Genomic DNA, 18,447 nt, shown 5'->3' with positions numbered 1-18,447 from the left:
GTCCGTGGATCAACGCTCTGTTTCGGCTTCGTGGAGGATCAGCGTGACGGCGAGCGCCCGGTGGTCGGTGTTGCCGATGTCCAGGAAGCGGGCGTCGCGGGCCGCGAAGTCCGGCGTGGCGAGGACGTGGTCGATCTGCGCGCCGAGCGGCGCGGGCGCGGCGGCGGGCCAGCTCGGGGCGCGCGAGGCCCCGGCGAGCCGGGCGGCGTCGCGCATCCCCGTGTCCAGGACGGCCCGGAAGGCGGCGTGGTCCTGGGTGGCGTTGAAGTCCCCGGCGACGATGGTGGGCTGCCCGTCCCCAGCGGCGGCGTAGTCCCGCAGCTCCCGCATCTCCGAGCGCCACAGGCCGACCCCGCGGGGCACCGGCGGCATGGGGTGCGCCAGCTGGACGCGGACGTCGTGACCCCGTACGTCGGCCACGGCGCCCGGCATGCCGAGCGTGCCGTCGATGCCGGGCGCGCTCTTCAACGGCACCTTGGCGAGGATGACCGAGCCCTCGGCGCCGGACGCCTCGACGGACTCGCGGTAGGGGTAGTCGGCGCGGGGCAGTTCCCTGCGGAGCAGCGCGGAGCACGCGAAGTCGCACTCCTCGACGAACAGCAGGTCGGGCCGCTCCTCGCGGACGGCCCGCACCAACCCCTCGGTGCCGCCGCCGAATTCGACGTTCGACGTCAGGACGCGCAGCTCGGCGACGGCGGGCCCGTCCGGTGCGTCGGTGTTCCCGTAGGGGTCCGTGTACCAGGCGAGGAGGCCGAGCACGACGACGCTCCACAGCATCCCGGTCCGCCACCGGCCGAGCACGGCGAGCAGCAGGGCGGCGCCGGCGGGCACGAGCAGCCAGGGCAGGAAGGCGAGCACCTGCGGGACGGGCGTGAACCCGTCGGAGTCGGCGATCCGGAACCCGAGGACGGCGCTGACCCCGGCGAGCAGCAGCCCGGCCCCCCACGCGGCGGCCCGGCCCACCCGCCGCCGCTCGCCCCCGCCCGCCTCGTCCTCGGCGTCAGGGATGACGGTCGTGGTGTCCAAGGGACCGGCCTTTCGTCGGGGGTCGTACTGCGCGCGTCCTTATTCCTGATTCCTGCTGCGCGCATCCTCCCTCAGACAGGACGGCTCTCGGCGTGCCCCGGTTCACGCCCCCGGGCGAAACGGTGGCGCAACCGGGGAAGGAGCCAGGCGCCGAGGGCGACGACGAGGGTCGCCGCGACGATGATCCAGGCCGTCGCCCGCGGCGTCCAGGTCAGCGCGTCGTAGACCGCGCCCGCCGCGTCGCGCGAGAGGTCGGAGGGCAGGTCGTCGAGGGTGACGGCGCGGCCGATCGCGACGGCGGCGAGGAGGACGGCGGCGCCCAGCGCCATGCCCAGCGCGGTCGCGACGACCGCCCGGCGGCGACGGGCGGCGAGCAGGACACCGGCGACGGCGAGCACGGCCGCCGCCACCGCGGGCCAGACACCGGCCACCTGCAGCGCGTGGAAGCTCCGCCACAGCCAGCCGAGGTCCTCGGACTGCAGGACCGTGACCTCGGTGTGCTTCACCGGGATCTTCGACGCGAACGGCACGCCGTCGTCCTGCAGTTGCTGCTTGATCTGCTGGGTGATGGGGGCGAGGTCGATGGTGACCTCGCCGTTGTCGTCGTGGTTCAGCTCCGACTGCACCGCGTCGTGCGCCGCGCGGTTCGCCGCGTTCCAGGCCGTCTTGAACGCCGCCGTCTCGGTGAAGGACCGCACCGCGTCGCGTACGAACGACTCGACCGTGCCCTGCAGCGGGCCGACGTCGATCTCCTTCATCACCGAGCCGGTGACCGCGTCCGCCACCGCCGTGCGCACCGCCGGGTCGGAGGCGAGCGGCGCCATCGTGGCGACGTAGCTGTCCCGGTCGCCGATCTCGAACTTCGCCCAGGCGGAGAGCGCGCCGACGGGGACAAGGAGGCAGGCCAGGACGAGGAGCACGGCGGACAGGGCGGCTCGGGCGCGGGACGTACGGCGGGCGGTGCTGGACGTAAGGGGGACGGCGCTGGACGTACGGGATACACGGCGGACGCTTTTCGGCACGAGACCAAGGCAAGGCCCCGGCTCCGCGGGGCGCGACCGGGGCGACTGCATATGGGGCAACGGCGCCGGGCCGGGACGGCGGGCCCAAGTGGAGCGCTGGGCCGAACGGGTGTTTCCTGGATGAGGGGGCGAGGAGGTCGATCATGCGAATCGCTCTGAGCCCGGTGGCCGTGGCCGCCGCGGCCGCCGCGGCCCTGCTGACCGCGGGAACCGCCACCGCGGCCACCGCCGCCACCGCGGCCACCGCCGCCACCACGGCGGTCCCCGCGCACCACGACGACGGCGTCATCTGGGGCACCGTCGTCTCCGGGCCCGACCTGAAGGTCAGGGACGAGCCGAGCACCCACGGCGAGATCCTCGCGAAGCTGCCGCCCGGCAGTCAGGACCGCGTCAAATGCGCCGTCTCCGGGACGACCGTGCACGGCGACCCGCACTGGTACTGGCTGGAGGGTGTCCGCGGCTGGGTGAGCGCGGCCTACGTCGACACGGACGGCCGTCACGTGCCCGCCTGCCCGTCCGCGGACCCGTGTCCGCAGTGGCGGGACCGTGACTGTCACCAGGACCCGTGCGACCACTGACGTGACCACCACGTCACTGACCGTCTGGATCGTCTGCGGAAGCCCCTACGGAAGCCCCTACGGAAGCTCCTACGGAAGGACCCGTCATGGCACACGCCGCCCCCGTCTACACCGCCCCCGGCTCCCGGGCCACCGGCACGACAGCTCTCTGGGCGGGCCTGCCCCTGCTCCTGGGCATCGTCTACGGCATCTGGACATCCGGCATCCGGCGCGACGGCGGACCGATCACCACCGGCAACGTCATGTTCGGCGTCGTCACCGGCCTGATCTTCGCCGCCGTCTTCTTCGCCCTGCACCGGATGGCACCCACGCTCCCCCGCGAGGTGCGCGCCCTGTCCTGGACGGCGTTCGCGGGGGTCGCGTTCGGCTTCCTCTACAGCCTCACCGGTGCGACCGTGCTGCGGTCGGTGGTGATGGCCGCCGTGGTGTCCGCGGCGGTGTTCGCGGTGATCTTCTACCGGTACTACACGACGGAGTGACCCGCGCCCTGGCGCGCCCCGCGAGGTGCATCCGCGGTGCGTCCTTCGCTGCGGGTGGATCGTGGTTGCTCGCGCAGTTCCCCGCGCCCCTGATCCGGTCCCTCTCGTGCGTTCTATGGTGCGGGCACGTCGTGGCTGGTCGCGCAGTTCCCCGCGCCCCTGGGGGGGCGGTGCCTGGGGGTTTTTCAGGGGCGCGGGGAACTGCGCGAAACCCCGTGGGGGTCGAGCTGAGCGGGGGAGGTGAGGTTGTTGCGGGTGGGGTTTTTCAGGGGCGCGGGGAACTGCGCGAAACCCCGTGGGGGTCGAGCTGAGCGGGGGCGTGAGGGTGTTGCGGGTAGGGCTGTTCAGGGGCGCGGGGAACTGCGCGGGGCCTCTCGTCACAGCGTCTTCAGGTCCACCGCCCGGGCCATCGCCCGGTAACCGGCATCGTTCGGGTGCAGGTGATCACCACTGTCGTACGCGGACGCGATCCGCTCCGGATCCGCCGGATCAGCGAGGACCCGGTCGAAGTCGACGTACGCGTCGTACTCGCCGGACGTCCGCACCCAGCGATTGAACGCGTCGCTGACCGCCGCCGCGTGCTCGCCGTAGTGGTCGGAGCCACCGAGGGGAAGCAGCGTCGCGCCGACGATCCGGACGCCCTTGGCACGGGCCTGGCGTATCAACTCCCGGTGCCCCTCGATCAGTTCGCGCGCGCTGACGACCGGCGCGGGCTTGTACGTGGGCTGGTCCGTCTCGCTGAAGCCGATGTCGTTGAGGCCTTCCAGGACGACGACCGTGCCCGCCCCCGGCAGGTTCAGGGCGTCCCGCGCGAACCGGTGGGCGCTCTTCTCGCCGTACCAGGCCGAGTCGTTGAGGACGAGGTTGCCGCCGATGCCGGAGTTGAGGACGGGCCGCTGGTCGCCCGCTGCCGCGAGCCGCTCGGCGAGGGCGTCGGACCAGCGCCGGTCGCGGTCGGTGGAGGAGGCGAAGCCGTCGGTGATCGAGTCGCCGAAGAGGACGACGCCGTCGCGCCGAGCGGGTCTGCCGGCCCCGGTCCCCACGTCCACGCCCGACAGGTAGTACCAGGACTCGGTCGACTCGCGGAAGGCCCGGCCGCCGGTGTCGGCGGTGTGGTCGCCCTGCGCGCGGTAGCTGGTCGCGAAGGACTGGGCGTGGAAGGTGGCGGGGCCCGTGGTGCCCGCGAGGTGCAGGGTGACCGTCACGGAGTCGAAGGCGTCGAGGTCCAGCCCGGCGGCGTCGCTGGAGAGCTGCCCGTGGGCGGGAACGCTGACGGCCCGCTCGCCGCCGAAGGTGAGCCGCCGGACGGACCCTTCCTGGACCGAGGTCGAGGTCGAGGTCGAGGCGTCCCGTTCCGTACGGGCGATCGTGGCGCCCGCGATCCGCAGCGGCGAGGTCCCGTACGCGTTGGAGAGCCGGATGCGCGCCCTGTCGCCGCCCTCCGTGACGCGGACGACCTGGCGCAGGGTCTGCCCGTCGAAGCCCGCCTCGGACCAGTTGGGCTTGAACCCGGTGCTGGGGCGCTGCGGCGAGGTGGCCCAGGCCGCGGTCCAGGCGGCGCCCGCCTTCCCGCCTTCGTGGCGGCCGGATGAGGCCTGCGCGCCGGTGGCGGCGAGTCCGGCGGTCAGGGCGAGGGCGGTGGCGGCGGCGGTGGCGACGAGGGTCGTGCGAGCACGCGAAATCATCGGGATCTCCGGGTGGTTGAGGGGTCGGGCGTCCGGTCCGGCGGTCGCCGTCCTGACTCCTCAAAGATCCGCCGACCACGACCGCCCATCAAGGGCGATCCGTGAAACGATCGGCACGCTCGCGCTTATCGACGCAGGTCACAGGGGGTATGCGATGGAACGGCAAGAGCTGGAGACCTTCTTGACCCTGGCCGAGGAGCTGCATTTCGGCCGCACCGCCGAGCGCCTGCTCCTCTCCCAGGCCCGGGTCAGCCAGACGCTGAAGAAGCTGGAGCGCAAGATCGGCGCCCCGCTCTTCGAGCGCACCAGCCGGGTGGTGCGGATGTCACCGCTGGGCCGTCAGTTGTACGAGGATCTGGCGCCGCTGCACAAGGAGATGGACGCGGCCGTGGTCCGTGCGAAGTCCGCTGCGCGGGGCGTGGAGGGGGAGTTGGACGTGGGGTTCCTCGGGGCCGGGGCGGGGACCCTCACCGGGCCGATCCTCGACGCGTTCCGGGAGCGGTGTCCTGGGGTGGAGGTGCGGATGCGGGAGACGCAGTACCAGGATCCGCTGGGCGCGTTGCGCTCCGGCGAGGTCGATCTGCTCTTCACCTGCCTGCCGGTGGAGGAGCCCGACCTCACGGTGGGGCCCGTCGTGATCAACGAATCACGGATGCTCGCGGTGCCGGTGCGGCATCCGCTGGCCGGGCGGGTCTCCGTCTCGCTGGAGGAACTGGCGGGGGAGACATTCTTCGGGGTGGTGAACGGGGCGCCCGCGTACTGGTGGGACTTTCACGTGCCGCGGGTGACGCCGTCGGGGCGGGGGATCGGGCGGGGGCGCGCGGTGGCGACGTTCCAGGAGCTGATGATGCTGGTGGGGACGGGGCAGGGGGTCTCGCCGGTTGTCGCGTCCGTCGAGAAGTACTACGCCCGGCCGGACGTCACGTTCGTCCCTCTCCGGGATGTCCCTCCTGCGGAGGTGGCGCTGATCTGGCGATCAGGGGGTTTGGGCGTACGCGCGGAGTCGTTCGGGGAGGTGGTCCGCGAGGTGGTGCGGGGGAATGGGGGCCCGGCACGGTTCTGAGGGGCGGGTGTCTTTTGGGTGCGGGTGGGTCGTGGCCGTTCGCGCAGTTCCCCGCGCCCCTGATCTGGTTCCTCTCGTGCGTTCTATGGTGCGGGCACGCCGTGGCTGGTCGCGCAGTTCCCCCCGCCCCTTGTGTGTTCCCCTCGTCCGTTTTCCGGTGCGGGGGGAGGATTTCAGGGGCGCGGGGAACTGCGCGAAAGCCCCGGTGGGGGCTCGGCTGGCGGGGGAGGCTGCCGTGTTGCGGGGGAGGATTTCAGGGGCGCGGGGAACTGCGCGAAAGCCCCGGTGGGGGCTCGGCTCACGGGCGACGTTGCCGTGTCGCAGCGAGGCTCAGGGCCCCGCGACGTCACCGCGGTCGTTGCACAGCGCCCAGATGACGAAGACACCGATCGCAATCGAGATGAGCGCCCAGACGGGCGTGTACGGCAGCCACAGGAACTGCGCCACGATGGCGAGCGCGGCCAGCGCGACCCCACTCCCCTTCGCCCAGCCCGCACCCTTGAGAATGCCCCACCCGACCACGGCCACGAGGATGCCGAGGACCAGGTGGATCCAGCCCCACGTCGTGAGGTTGAACTTGTAGACGTAGTCACCGATCCGCTCGTAGACGTCGTCCTTCGCGATGCCCGCGATGCCCTCGAAGATCCCGAGGATTCCGTTCACCAGCATCAGCACACCGGCGAACATCGTCCCGCCGGACGCCCAGACGCTGTCCGCCTTCGTACCGTGGTGATCCGGCTTCCCGTGGTCCGGCTTGCCGGGAGCTGCTGCGCTGCTCATGGCCACACCTTCGTCTAGCGGTCAGGGATACACAGCCTCCGGCGGCGTCGGCGGGACGGCGAGCGGGCGTGGGCCGAACGGGTTGTGTGATTCAGGCCACCCGAGCGGAGTCGACTGGTTACGCTGGGCTACATGGTAAAAGCGCGGGATCTCGACCCCAGTGCGTCGCCCCTCGATTACTACGGCTCCGAACTGCGCCGCCTGCGCGAGGCGGCGGGCCTGAGCCAGCCCCAGCTGGGCTCGTGTGTCTTCGTCACGGGCTCCCTCATCGGCCAGATCGAGACGACGAAGAGGGTGCCGACGAGGGACTTCTCCGAACGGGTGGACGCGGCGCTCGGCACGGACGGGGCGTTTTCGCGGTTGGTGGGGCTGGTATTGCGCTCCCAGTTGCCGTCCTGGTTCCAGGCGTACGCGGAGATGGAGGCGCGGGCGAGTTACATCTCCACGTACCAGGCGCAGGTGGTGTACGGCCTGTTGCAGACGGAGGACTATGCCCGCGCAGTACTGAGCACCGGGATGCCGGAGAGGCTCGACGACTTGGTGGCGGCCCGAATGGAGCGCCAGCGGGTACTGGAACGGACGAACCCGCCTTTGTCCTTGGTGATCCTCGACGAGGCCGTACTGCACCGCCCGATCGGTGGGCGCAAGGTCATGCGGAACCAACTGGGTCACCTGTTGGACTTCATGGACAAGCGCTGGACGAGTGTTCAGGTGCTGCCCTATTCAGCCGGGGCGCATGCCAGTCTGGCCGGTTCGTTCAACCTCTTGCGCTTCGACAGCGACCCGGAGCTTGTCTATACCGAGGACCTGATCGCCGGTCACATGACTGCGCACCCCGAAACAGTCCGTGAAGCCGCCCGCCGTTACGCTAACTTGCAGGCCGATGCCCTCTCGGAGGAGGAGTCGGCGGATCTGATCAGCAGCGTGATGGAGGAACGATATGGCGACCAGTCAGGATCTGCCCCACACGCGGTGGCGTAAGTCTTCGTACAGCGGCAACACCGGCGGCGACTGCATAGAGTGCTCCGCACTCGGTAACGGCACCGTCGCCGTCCGCGACAGCAAGAACCCCGAAGGCCCCACCTTCACCGTCACGGAGACCGCCTTCCGCACCTTCGTGACCGCCGCTGCCACCGTCAACGGCGATCCGCGCTGATCCTCTCGGTGATCGCCGAGGCCATCCTCCGGATGCCCGGCGAACGGACGGGGCACGGCCGGGACTTGGCCGTGGTCGGCGCCAAGCAGAAGTGCAGGTAGTCGTCCCCGCTCCGGTGCAACGCCGCCCGCCCCGTACGGCAGTACGCCGCGTGCGACCGCTCGTACGCCGTGCAGGGCAACGACTCGACCCACGTATAGCGGTCGGACGCGGGAGCGACCGACCGCCCCGCGTCGGCGACGAGGTCACCCGTCGCCTTGGCCTGCGCCTCGTAGAGGTCGTTGACGCCCCGTACGCGGTCCGGCGTGATCGGATCGGGTCCCTGCAGCACCCACACCACACGCGGCCCACCCGCACCACTCGCCCCGCGAATCTGCGCCGCAAGGCGCCTCGCGTCGGCCGCGTACCGGTCGTAGTACTTCGCGCGCTGCTTGTCGTACGTGATGCCGTCCATGCAGGGCGTGTAGCCCCACGCGTTGCCCCAGAACTGCAGGACGACGTAGTCGGGCCGCTCGGCGCGTACGAGGGCGGCGGCCTTGTCCTTGTCGGGGACGAGGGAGTCCTCGCCGGTGCCTTCGAGGTAGTCGCAGAGGGTGGTGCCCGAGTAGGGCGCGCTCCGGTAGCGCGCGCCCAGGCGGTCGCGGAGGTCGGCGCCCAGGACGTCCTGGTTCTCCATGGCGAGGGAGTCGCCGAGGTAGAGGACCTTGGGGGCCTCGGCCCGGTCGACGTTCTCGGCGGCGCGCCGCCGCGTCGTGGAGGACGGGCCGGGGGACCCGGAGGGGTCGGGCGGCGCCGCACTGTGCGTGGCGTCGTCCGGGAGGTCGGCCGGTGCCGCGTCCCCCGCGCCGGGGTCTCCGCACGCGCCCAGGGCCAGCAACCCGGCGAGTACCCCCGCGCTCCACAGATTCCGCTTGCGCATTGCGGCAACTCCCGCCCCAGACAGCCGAAATGGCCACCAGGCAAGCACACGAGCGCGGACGACGGAAGACATCTGTCCGCCAAGCCGGGTCAGCGGCGGGCGGCCCGTTCGAAGTGGCGGGCGAGCGCGCGGTAGGACTCCTTCGGCTCCCAGTGCCAGCCGGCCGCCGGGTCGTCGGGGCGTATCCGTACCGCCTTGGTGATGCTGTAGCTCGCCATGTCGAGGTCGTGGCGCGGGTCGTCCGGGCGGTGCGGGGCGTCCGGGGTGACGAACTGGTAGACGAGCGCGGCGTGCAGGTTCATGGACTCGAAGACGTTGAAGACGTCGAGGAGGTATGCGGCCTGCGTGCGCTCGCTGCGCCGGAGCCCGCCGGTGATCTCCGGCGGATCCTTCGTGTAGTCGACGGCCTCGTGCCAGCCCATGCCGCCGTCCTGGGGCGCCCCGGCGTACGTACAGGACCCGCATTCGGTGATCGCCACCGGCTTCCCGAACCGCTTGTAGGGCGTGAGCTCCTTGACGTACGCGGCCCGAGTGCGGTGGTACGCGTAGTAGTTGACGCTGACGACGTCGAAGAGGGACCAGTCGACGTCGTCGTCCTGCGCGGCGCCGTAGGTCAGGGGGCCGCGGAAGACGGAGCGGCCTGTCTTCGCGGCGCGCGCGATGAATTCGCGCAGCCGCCGGACCATCTTCTCCGGATCGAAGTTGCCCTTGAGGAGGTTCTCGACGCGCTCAAGGGCGTTGTCGCCGGGCACGATCCCGGGCACGAACAGCACGAACTCGGCGCCCACGCTGAGGTGGACGTCCGCGCCGTGGCGCCGCATGCGCTCCGCGTGGCGCCCGGTCTCGGCGAGGTGGTCGAGGATGTCGCGGTGCGGGACGTCGGCGAGACGGGGCTGCAGCCAGACGTTCAGGCCGCGCTCGGCGGCCTCGGAGGCGGTCGCGGTGAGCCGGTCGACGCCCGTGCCGAACACGGAGACGGTGTTCGCGTGCAGGTCGTGCCGGATGGCGCGCATGTCGCCGCGCATGCGGGCGGCGTTCCAGCCGGTCGCGGCCGACTCCCCGTCCACGACCTCGTAACCGACCCCTCGGTGGGCGAGTCCTCGGTGGGCGAGCCCGCGCCGCCCCCGCGCGACGGCGGGAGCAGCGCCGCCCACGGCGCCGAGCGCCCCCAGGGCCCCCGCCCCCAGGACCCCCGCCCCCGCCAGAAACCGCGCCCTGCTGATGCCGCCACCGTGCTGCCGCATACCGCCACCTTCCCGTCGACCCGCCGCCCGCCGCCGGGGCGGACGCCCCACGGCACGTCCGTCAGCATCGTGCGGGGAGGGGAGCGGGCTCATCGGCCTTCGGTCGACGGGACGGCGCCTTTGGAATGAACGGGCGGGCCGGGGCGGCGACTTACGTCGATACGACGGGTCGCCCGGCAGCAGCCGTCAGCCGTCAGCCGTTAACCGTCAGCGGGCGACGAACTGCGTCAGGATCGCCTGCACCTCGTAGATGTCGACGCCCTTCGTGAACGTCTTCTGCATCGGCGTCGGGTTGCTGGAGATCCAGATCTTCAGCTCCGCGTCGAGGTCGAAGTGCCCGGCCGTCTCGACCGCGAAGTGCGTGATGCTGCGGTACGGGATCGAGTGGTACTCGACCTTCTTGCCGGTGATGCCCTGCTTGTCGACCATGATCAGACGACGGTCGGTGAACAGCATGGTGTCGCGTATCAGCGTGTACGCGGCGTGCACCTGCTCGCCGTGCCCGAGCAGGCGCGCGTACTCGCTCTGCGCCTTCATCGGGTCGACGGTGTGCGCGTTGCCGAACAGTGCCATTTCAGCCCCCCTGTGGATGAGTGCCGCCCGTGTCCCGCCTCACGGGTGCCTCATGGGTGAATGCTGCGAAATGCGGGAGCTCGCCACTGTATCGGGGGCCGATTTCGCCCCGCGTGCGAACCTCTCTTCGAACTCCGCGTCCCCGAGAGCCGCCCGTGCCGCCGCCGTGATCCGGTCGACGTCACCGCGCTCGGCGGGCGGCAGCGGCGCCCCCACGCCGCGCCGGGCCGCGTCCGCCGCCCCGAGCAGCAGGGCCGCGCGCCCCGCCGCCCCGGACACGGCCGCCGCGCCCGCCAGCCCCTCCAGGGAGAGGGCGACGGCGCGGGGCTCGGCGAGTACGCGGGCGGCGTCGAGGCCGAGGAGGTGGTGGGCCTCGGCCCCGGACCCGTCACCCCGCAGCTCGGCGATGAAACCCAGCTCGGCGTGGTGCAGGTGGTCGCCCGCGGGCGAGGAGACGTCGGCGTGGCGGTCGCGGATGCGCAGGAGGTACGCCTCGGCGGCGGCCAGGTCCCCGGAGCGGCGCGCGCCGAGGGCGAGCCCCATCTCGGCGTGGATCTCCCCGTACCGATACCCCTGCCGCACCGCCAACTGCCGCGCGCTCTCGTGCAGTTCGCGCGCCTTCTCCCAGCTCCGGGTGAGCAGCGCGATGCGTCCGAGCCCCGAGAGCCGGGCGGCGACCTCCGCGTGGAGCCCGAGGCCGCGGGCGAGGGCGAGCCCCTCCTCCTGGCGGCGGGCGGCCCCGACGTAGTCGCCCTTGATCTCGGCGAGCACGGCGAGCGGCGTCACGGTCTGCAACGCGCCCCACCGGTCGCCCAGCTCCTCGAAGATCCCGGCCGCACGGGTCCCGTCGACACGGATGGTGTCGAGGTCGCCCCGGAGCAGGGCGTGCATGGCCCGCAGAGCGAGCGAGGCGCCGAGGCTCCACTGATCACCGGAGGCGGTGGCGCGGTCGAGCACGCGCAGGTTGACGTCCTCGCTGGCGCGGGTGTCGCCGGAGCTGAAGAGCGCGTAGGCGGTGAGCCAGAGGGTGGGGGTGGGGGTGGGTGCGTTGGTGGGGCTGTGGGTGACGTCGGGTTCGGTCGAGGGCGTGGGACGTTCGCCGGTCAGGAGGGCGAAGGCGTGCCGAAGGAGCGGGAGTTGGGCCGCGTCGGGCGTGGCGCCCGGCCGCCCGGCACCCGTCGTCACGTCCGCCGTCGCCGTCACTGTCGCCGTCAGCGCGCGGCGGGCCTCCGTGAGGTGGCCGCGGAGCAGCCACCACCAGGAGAGGGCCGTGGCCAGGCGGGCCGCCTCCTCGGGGAACGGGGCGCGTACCGCCTCGTCCAGCGCCCCGCGCAGGTTCGCCGCCTCCGCGTCCAGGCGGTCGAGCCACGTCGACTGGCCGCCGCCGCGGAGGTGGGGCTCGGCCCGTTCCGCGAGGGCCAGGTAGTGGCGCAGGTGGCGTTCGCGTACGCCGGTGAGGTCCTCCATCTCCCGCAGCCGCTCCATGGCGTACGCGGCCACGGACTCCAGGAGCCGGTAGCGCGGCGCGGTCCCAGCGGGGCCCGGCGCCATGACGACCAGGGACCGGTCGACGAGACGGGTGACCAGGTCCAGGACCTCGTCACGGGTCACCCCGTCCCCCGCGCACACGGCCTCCGCCGCCTCCAGCGTGCTGCCGTCCCGGTGCACGGCCAGGCGGCGCAGCACGATGCGCTCGGGCGCGCTCAGGAGCTCCCAGCTCCAGTCGATCATCGCCCGCAACGTCTGCTGACGCGCCGGCACGCCTCGCCGTCCGGCGGCGGAGAGCAGCCGGAAACGGTCCCCGAGCCGCTTCGCCAACTCCCTTACGCCCAGGCCCCGTACGCGCGTCGCGGCCAGCTCCAGGGCGAGCGGGATGCCGTCGAGGCGGCGGCAGATCTCCGCGACGGCCTCCTCGTCGGCGGGGCCGCCGAGCGCGAAGCCGGGGGCCGCGGCGGCCGCCCGAGCGGTGAAGAGGCTGACGGCGTCGGCCGCCGGAAGCGGCTCGACCAGGAACACGGCCTCGCCCGTGAGCCCGAGCGGCTCCTGGCTGGTGGCGAGGACCCGCAGCCCGGGTGCCGCGCGCAGCATGGCGTCCGTGAGCTCGGCGGCCTGCTCGACGACCTGTTCGCAGTTGTCGAGTACGAGGAGGAGGCGGCGGTCGCGCAGGGCGGTGGCGAGACGTTCGACGGGGGTCAGGGGTACGGCGGTACCGGCCTGCCCCGGCACGCCGGTGGGTGCGTCGTCGCGGAGCCCGAGGGTCGTGGCGACCACCAGGGCGAGGTCACCGACGCCGCTTGCGCCGCGCTGCCCGGCGAACTCGACGAGCAGAACGCCGTCCGGCACCCCTTCCGACTGCCGCGCCGCCACCTCCACCGCGAGCCGCGTCTTGCCCACACCGCCGGGGCCCGTCAGCGTGACGAGCCGGGAGGTGCGGAGGGATCCGCTGACCTCCGCGACGGCATGCTCCCGCCCGATGAGGGGGGTGAGTTGGGCGGGGAGGTTGGTGGGGGGCGGGGGGTTCACCAGGGACGATGGGGGTGCCGGGGCCGGAGGGGCCGCCGGGGATGACGTGTCCACCAGCGATGATGTGTCCACCTGGGATGACGTGCCCACTTGGGATGACGTGTCCATGAGGGATGACGCGTCCACCAGGGATGACGGGGACGCCGGAGCCGCAGCGTTCGCCACGGACGACGGGCTCACCAGTGACGGAGGAGTCGCCGGGGCCGAAGAGGGGGTCAGGGCCGACGAGTTCGCCAGGGCCGACGAGTTCGGCAGGCCCGACCAGTTCGCCAGGGGAGAGGGCGTGCCCGGTGCGGCCGAGAGTGCCGGGTCCTGCCGGAGGATCGCCTCCTGCAACGCCACCAGCTCCGGACCGGGATCGATCCCCAGCTCCTCCGCCAGCCGCACGCGCAGCGCCCCGTACGAGGCGAGCGCCTCACTCGCCCGCCCCGCCCGGTACAGCGCCCGCAACTGCACGGCCCGCAACCGCTCCCGCAGCGGATGCCGCGCGACCAGGTCGGCCAGCTCCCCGGTCAGCAACGTGTGGTCGCCCGCGGCGAGACGCGCCTCCGCCCGCTCCTCCAGAACGGCGAGCCGCTGCTCCGCGAGACGACCGGCCGCGGCGCGTACGAACTCCTCGTCGGCGAGGTCGGCGTAGGCGGGACCCCGCCACAACTCCAGGGCCTGGGTGAGGAGGTCGGCCCGGCGGCGCGGATCCGCCGCCGCCTCGGCCCGCGCCCCCTCCACCAGCGCGCGGAAGCGGTCCGCGTCCACCTCGTCACCGGCCGCCGCGTCGAGCCGCAACCGGTACCCCGGCGCCTGACGCACCACGCGGTCGCGGCCGAGCGCCCGGCGCAGCTGGGAGACCTTGGCCTGGAGGGCGTTGGCGGGGTTGCCGGGCGGGGCCCCGCCCCAGAGGTCGTCGATGAGCCGGTCGGCGGAGACCGGCCGCCCCTCGTGTACCAGAAGGTCGGCGAGGAGCGCCCTGACCTTCGTTTCGGGAACCCTGACCGGTTCCCCCTCGCCGTCCCACACTGCCAGTGGACCCAGCACCCCGAACCGCATGCGGATCACCGTACACAGCCCCGTACCGGCAGGGCGGAGGCGGCCGTCAGCGGACCGTCAGCGATCCCGAAGCGCCCGCGAGCAGAGTCGTCCACGTCAGCAGGGAGCGCGGGACGGAGGAGGGGCCGATGCCCAAGTACGCGGGCACGAAAGCCGTCGTCATCGGTGGCGCCACCGGCCTCGGCCTGGCCGTCGCGAAGCGGCTCGTCGAGGGCGGCGCGGAGGTTCTGGTGACCGGCGGGCCGGGCGCCGACCTGGCCGGGGCGGCGGCGGAGGTGGGCTCCTGCGCCCACGTGCTCCGCACCGGTCCGGCCGATGCGGGGCCCGGGGCGACCGAGGCGCTGGCGGCCGCCGTCCGCGCCAGGCTCGGCACCGTCGACCTGCTCGTCGTCCACGCGGACGACGCCCTGCCCGCGCTGCCGGTGCCCGGTCTCCTCCAACTGTTACGGGAGGACAGCGCGGTCGTCCTCACCGGCCCGGCGGGCGACGGCCCGGGGTCCAACGTCGCGGCACCCGTGGTCCGTTGCCACGGCCCGGCCGACGAAGGGGCCCGCGCCGTGCTCCGCCTGGCCGCGGAGAGCAGCTCGGGAACGCGGAGCGTCTCGTACGCGCCCTGACTGACCGACTGCCTCGCCGAGTCCCCCGTACCGGCACCGCGCGGGCCTGCGAACCCGCACCCGTACCCGGGCCAATACCTGCGCCCGCACCGGCGCCCGTACCCGCACTCGTACCCGCACCCGCACTCGTATCGAAAGGGACCCACCCCCATGCGTACCGCAAAAGCCACCCCCACCCGGGTCACCCCCACCCGGGTCGCCTCCACCCCCGCCCCACCCCAGAAGCTCCCCCTCCTCGCGCTCCTCGCCCTGGCTACCGCCGTCTTCATCACCAGCCTCACCGAGACGCTGCCCGCGGGCCTGCTGCCCGCCATGAGCGCCGACCTCGGCGTCGGCGAGTCGGCGGCGGGCCAGACCGTCACCGTCTACGCCATCGGCACCGCGCTCACCGCGATACCGCTGACCGCGGCCACCGCGGGCTGGCGGCGCAAGCGACTACTCCTGACGGCGATGGCGGGCTTCGCCGCCGCCAACACGGTCACGGCGGTCTCCGACAGCTACGTGTTGACCATGACCGCCCGTTTCGTCGCCGGTGTCGCCGCGGGCCTCGCCTGGGCGCTGCTCGCCGGATACGCGCGCCGCATGGCCCCCGCCCACCTCCAGGGCAAGGCGATCGCCATCGCGATGGCGGGCATCCCGGTGGCGCTGTCGCTCGGGGTCCCGGCCGGCACGTACCTCGGCAAGGTGCTCAGCTGGCAGGCGGCGTTCCTGGCCATGACCGGCCTCACCGTGGGCCTGCTCGCCTGGATCGCCGCGCTCGTCCCGGACCACCCCGGGCAGCGGCCGGGCGGCGCGAAGACCCCGATGGCGCGCGTGCTGCGCGTGCCCGGCGTGACACCGGTGCTCCTCGTCACCCTGGTCTTCGTCCTGGCGCACACGGTTCTCTACACGTACGTCGCGACCTTCCTCGACGGACTCGGCATGGGCGGTTCGACCGACCTCGTGCTGCTCGTCTTCGGCGCCGCGTCCCTGGTCAGCATCTGGATCGTGGGCGCGCTGATCCACCGCGGGCTGCGCGCGCTGACGCTGGCGAGCGTGCTCCTGGTGGGGGTGGCGGCGGCCGTGCTGGCCGTCTTCTCCGGCACTCCGGCCCTCGTGTACGTGGCCGTGACGCTGTGGGGCCTGGGCTGGGGCGGCGCCCCGACGCTCCTCCAGACCGCCGCGGGGGACGCGGGGGACGCGGGCGGCAGCGAGGCGGCGGACGCCGCCCAGGCCATGCTCGTCACCCTGTGGAACGTCGCGATGGCGGGCGGCGGCGTCTTCGGCGGCGTCCTGCTCGGCCTGGTCGGCACCTCGTCGTTCCCCTGGACGATCCTGCTGCTCCTGGCACCGGTGCTGCTGGTGGTGCTGGCGGCCCGCAAGCACGGCTTTCCGGCAGGAAACCGGCACTGAGGAACCGGCCCCGTGGGATCGGCCTCTCCTACGGAGAAGGACGAGGAAAGGGGAGGCCGATGATGGCCGTACTGCTCGGCAGCGCGGTGCTGATCGCGGCGCTGGGCCTGGTCGCGGTCGTCTGGGCGGCGCGCGGAGGCCCGCGCTGGGTCCGCGGCGTCGCGAAGGTGACGATGGTGTTCGCGGAGGCCGTGGCGTCGATGGCCAAGTCGAACCGGCGCGGCACCGGCAGCGGCTCCATGGGCGGCGACGACGGCGGCTCGGGCAGCTGAGGACGCCCCCTCGGGCAGCTGAGGACGCGACGCCCCCTCGGGCCGCCGCCCGCCACGACTCAGAAGTCGTCGGCGCCGGCGCGCAGTTCGTACGTCCAGTAGCCGGTCAGCGCCTTCGCCGGGTCGACGGCGACACCGCCGCTGCCCGGCGCCCTGACGGCGGCCATGCCGCCACCGCCCTGCAGCGTGACGGAGAAGGCCGAGACGGGCTCGTTGTCCTCGTGCGCACCGCCGTCCGACAACTTGACCAGCGCGTACGCGGGAGCACCGGCCTTCAGGACCACGGGCGCGGCGGGCTTGCTCTTGGCGACGGCGGGCACGTTCTGCTTGTGGCTCTCCAGGAACTGGATCTCCGGGTAGCCGGTCATCGTGCAGCTGCGGCCCGAGGTGTTCCTGGCGGTCAGGACGAGGTGGGTGACGGGCGGCCCGTCCAGCCGGACGGCACTGAGGGCGACGTCCTTGGTACCGCAGGCGGGCACGGCCGCGGAGGCCTTGGCGGCACCGGTGTCACCCACGACCTTGACCTCGGCGGCACCCGGAGCGGACTCTCCCGGCGTGCCCCCCGCCCCGATGGACTTGGTAGTCCCCACGGACTGCCCACCGGAGTGCTCCCCACCGGCACCGGCACCGCCACCGCCTTGGCCACAGGCAGTCAGAGACAGAGCGAACACGGCGGCGCCGGTGGCGGCGAGGACGGTGGTGCGGCTGCGGAACGTACGCATGGGACTTCCCCCGGGAGCGATGACGAGACGGCCGGAGCGACCGCCCTGACCTGCTGTGACACCCACAACTCTGCCTACCCCCGCTAACGCCCCACTGCCGTCCCACTGACGCCCCACTGACGCGGCTCCCGATACCCCTACCGGCGCGGCTTCCTGGCGGCGACCCGGTAGACGGCATAGGTCAGCGCCACGATGAAGTCCGTGGCCAGCCAGAACCCGACGATCAGCCCGACCCCGATGGTCGTCCCCACGTCCCCGGCGTCCTCACACACCTCCAGCCCGTCCCCCGCCGGCCCCGAACAGGACTCCGACGCCCCGCTCCCACTGGCGATACCGGCGACGACCCAGACCAGAAAGAGAACCTGGATCGCCAGAAAGACCCAGAAGAAGACCCGGTGACCCGCCCGCGCGGAAGGCCCGGCGTCGGGTCGACGGTGAGGGGCGTACGTGTACGGAACCGGGGGTGGCGGCGGCGGAGGCGCGGGCGCCGACATCCTCCCGAGTCCCGGCCGGGCGCCCCACGCCGGGGGATGCTGCACTGCTGGGTGCCGAGCACGGCGAATCTTGCTCATGGCCCCGTCCTTCCGGAGATCCTCCTTCCATTGTGCGCTTGTGAATCCTCGGGTGAACCGAGGGAGTGGGCAAGCTGTGGACGGCGCTGGTCGAGACCGAGACCAACGGGAACGCCTTGAAGGCCGAACAGGTGCAGGCGTACATGGACATCGCCGCACGACGTGGCTACGAGGCGGTGATCACGCTGTCGAACGACGTCGCTCTCGAAGGCAGCCCGCTGGTCGACTCAGGGCTACCCCCTGACCCAGGTCAAACGGCTCGTGCGGCGCCTGGCCGAAGCGCCCGCCGACCTCCACATCGAGACGTTGGTGGACGGCGAAGCGGGCGGCCCGCGCGGCACGCTGGAGCGGCTGCGCCCGGAGCCGGCGGACTTGTTGCCGAAGAGCGGCGTGCAGATCACCGGGTTCCGGCTGTCCCTCTTCAACGGCATGGGCAGCGGCCGCGGCAACGCCGAGTCCGGTTTCATCCGCAGCGTCGACGACGCCGTGCACCGGTTCTACGCCACGGTGGCGGTACTACTGGACCGCCCTTCGCCCCGAAGGCCCTCATCCCCATCCCCATCCTCGCCCTCGCCCTCGCCCGGAGGACGGCCGGGCGGAATCGAGAGCACGTCACGGGCGGAGGGGAGTCGACTGCCTCACCAGGCCGTCCCCGCCCAGGAGTCCGGGAGCCCGGCGGCAGGCGTGGGTTCGGCTTCGGCGCAGGGCGGCTGACCCGCACGTAACAGCAAGGCGCCCCACCCGGAACCCACCCGGGTGAGGCACGTGGCGCACGCTCTG

At 72.8% G+C, this 18,447-nt stretch carries 17 protein-coding genes and 1 pseudogene; 9 read left to right on the top strand and 9 right to left on the bottom strand.

The window, feature by feature from the left end; translation table 11 throughout:
* Positions 1-9: 9 nt before the first annotated feature.
* Positions 10-1,026 carry an endonuclease/exonuclease/phosphatase family protein gene (locus ACZ69I_RS32065; RefSeq protein WP_470836090.1) on the bottom strand — a complete coding sequence of 339 codons (1,017 nt, stop codon included), beginning with the start codon at positions 1,024-1,026 and terminating at the stop codon, positions 10-12.
* A 71-nt stretch (positions 1,027-1,097) separates the two neighbouring features.
* On the bottom strand, positions 1,098-2,048 hold the full coding sequence (locus ACZ69I_RS32060; RefSeq protein ID WP_470836089.1) for a hypothetical protein: 951 nt from the start codon (positions 2,046-2,048) through the stop codon (positions 1,098-1,100).
* 143 nt (positions 2,049-2,191) lie between these two features.
* On the opposite strand from ACZ69I_RS32060, the gene ACZ69I_RS32055 reads away from it, so the two are divergent.
* A complete protein-coding gene (locus ACZ69I_RS32055) occupies positions 2,192-2,626 on the top strand; it encodes an SH3 domain-containing protein (protein WP_470836087.1) in 435 nt (144 codons plus the stop codon).
* A gap of 86 nt (positions 2,627-2,712) precedes the next feature.
* Positions 2,713-3,105: a hypothetical protein gene (locus tag ACZ69I_RS32050; protein WP_470836085.1), complete on the top strand. Its 393-nt coding sequence runs from the start codon at positions 2,713-2,715 to the stop codon at positions 3,103-3,105.
* 377 nt (positions 3,106-3,482) lie between these two features.
* Here the strand turns inward: ACZ69I_RS32050 and ACZ69I_RS32045 are convergent, their stop codons facing one another.
* The gene (locus tag ACZ69I_RS32045) at positions 3,483-4,790 is read right to left on the bottom strand and encodes an SGNH/GDSL hydrolase family protein (RefSeq protein WP_470836084.1); all 1,308 of its coding nucleotides are present in this window, start codon (positions 4,788-4,790) and stop codon (positions 3,483-3,485) included.
* Positions 4,791-4,944: 154 nt separating this feature from the next.
* On the opposite strand from ACZ69I_RS32045, the gene ACZ69I_RS32040 reads away from it, so the two are divergent.
* Positions 4,945-5,853, top strand: a complete 909-nt coding sequence (locus ACZ69I_RS32040; protein WP_470836082.1) for a LysR family transcriptional regulator — start codon at positions 4,945-4,947, stop codon at positions 5,851-5,853.
* A 330-nt stretch (positions 5,854-6,183) separates the two neighbouring features.
* Here ACZ69I_RS32040 and ACZ69I_RS32035 read toward each other — a convergent pair whose 3' ends face one another.
* Positions 6,184-6,633, bottom strand: a complete 450-nt coding sequence (locus ACZ69I_RS32035; protein WP_467674454.1) for a DUF7144 family membrane protein — start codon at positions 6,631-6,633, stop codon at positions 6,184-6,186.
* 132 nt (positions 6,634-6,765) lie between these two features.
* On the opposite strand from ACZ69I_RS32035, the gene ACZ69I_RS32030 reads away from it, so the two are divergent.
* Together ACZ69I_RS32030 and ACZ69I_RS32025 are read left to right on the top strand one after the other, a co-directional pair.
* Positions 6,766-7,614: a helix-turn-helix domain-containing protein gene (locus tag ACZ69I_RS32030; RefSeq protein ID WP_467674452.1), complete on the top strand. Its 849-nt coding sequence runs from the start codon at positions 6,766-6,768 to the stop codon at positions 7,612-7,614.
* Entirely contained in the window at positions 7,574-7,789 is a 216-nt protein-coding gene (locus ACZ69I_RS32025) for a DUF397 domain-containing protein (RefSeq protein WP_467674450.1), read from the top strand. Before ACZ69I_RS32030 ends, ACZ69I_RS32025 begins: the two co-directional genes overlap by 41 nt.
* Here the strand turns inward: ACZ69I_RS32025 and ACZ69I_RS32020 are convergent.
* The 4 genes from ACZ69I_RS32020 to ACZ69I_RS32005 all read right to left on the bottom strand — a co-directional run bounded on the left by ACZ69I_RS32020 (position 7,770) and on the right by ACZ69I_RS32005 (position 14,092).
* Positions 7,770-8,708: an SGNH/GDSL hydrolase family protein gene (locus tag ACZ69I_RS32020; RefSeq protein WP_470836081.1), complete on the bottom strand. Its 939-nt coding sequence runs from the start codon at positions 8,706-8,708 to the stop codon at positions 7,770-7,772. The genes ACZ69I_RS32025 and ACZ69I_RS32020 overlap by 20 nt on opposite strands.
* An 89-nt stretch (positions 8,709-8,797) precedes the next feature.
* Positions 8,798-9,952, bottom strand: coding sequence for an abortive phage infection protein (locus ACZ69I_RS32015; RefSeq protein ID WP_470836080.1), 1,155 nt, complete (start codon positions 9,950-9,952; stop codon positions 8,798-8,800).
* A 207-nt stretch (positions 9,953-10,159) separates the two neighbouring features.
* On the bottom strand, positions 10,160-10,525 hold the full coding sequence (locus tag ACZ69I_RS32010; protein ID WP_361732807.1) for a PH domain-containing protein: 366 nt from the start codon (positions 10,523-10,525) through the stop codon (positions 10,160-10,162).
* 39 nt (positions 10,526-10,564) lie between these two features.
* Positions 10,565-14,092, bottom strand: coding sequence for an AfsR/SARP family transcriptional regulator (locus ACZ69I_RS32005; protein ID WP_470836079.1), 3,528 nt, complete (start codon positions 14,090-14,092; stop codon positions 10,565-10,567).
* 128 nt (positions 14,093-14,220) lie between these two features.
* Here ACZ69I_RS32005 and ACZ69I_RS32000 point away from each other — a divergent pair, with 128 nt between their 5' ends.
* The 3 genes from ACZ69I_RS32000 (at position 14,221) to ACZ69I_RS31990 (ending at position 16,373) form a co-directional block, all read left to right on the top strand.
* Positions 14,221-14,709 carry an SDR family NAD(P)-dependent oxidoreductase gene (locus ACZ69I_RS32000; RefSeq protein WP_470836078.1) on the top strand — a complete coding sequence of 163 codons (489 nt, stop codon included), beginning with the start codon at positions 14,221-14,223 and terminating at the stop codon, positions 14,707-14,709.
* A gap of 150 nt (positions 14,710-14,859) precedes the next feature.
* Entirely contained in the window at positions 14,860-16,101 is a 1,242-nt protein-coding gene (locus tag ACZ69I_RS31995) for an MFS transporter (RefSeq protein WP_470836076.1), read from the top strand.
* A 59-nt stretch (positions 16,102-16,160) separates the two neighbouring features.
* Positions 16,161-16,373, top strand: coding sequence for a hypothetical protein (locus tag ACZ69I_RS31990; RefSeq protein WP_470836074.1), 213 nt, complete (start codon positions 16,161-16,163; stop codon positions 16,371-16,373).
* Between the two features lie 59 nt (positions 16,374-16,432).
* Here the strand turns inward: ACZ69I_RS31990 and ACZ69I_RS31985 are convergent, their stop codons facing one another.
* Positions 16,433-17,095 carry a DUF4232 domain-containing protein gene (locus ACZ69I_RS31985; RefSeq protein WP_470836072.1) on the bottom strand — a complete coding sequence of 221 codons (663 nt, stop codon included), beginning with the start codon at positions 17,093-17,095 and terminating at the stop codon, positions 16,433-16,435.
* 631 nt (positions 17,096-17,726) lie between these two features.
* Between ACZ69I_RS31985 and ACZ69I_RS31980 the strand changes: the two are divergent.
* Positions 17,727-18,234, top strand: a pseudogene (locus ACZ69I_RS31980) (hypothetical protein); the annotation flags it as partial.
* Positions 18,235-18,447 lie beyond the last annotated feature (213 nt).

The organism is Streptomyces sp. NPDC036815 (assembly GCF_055609205.1).
This window is presented reverse-complemented; position numbering and strand designations above follow the sequence as displayed.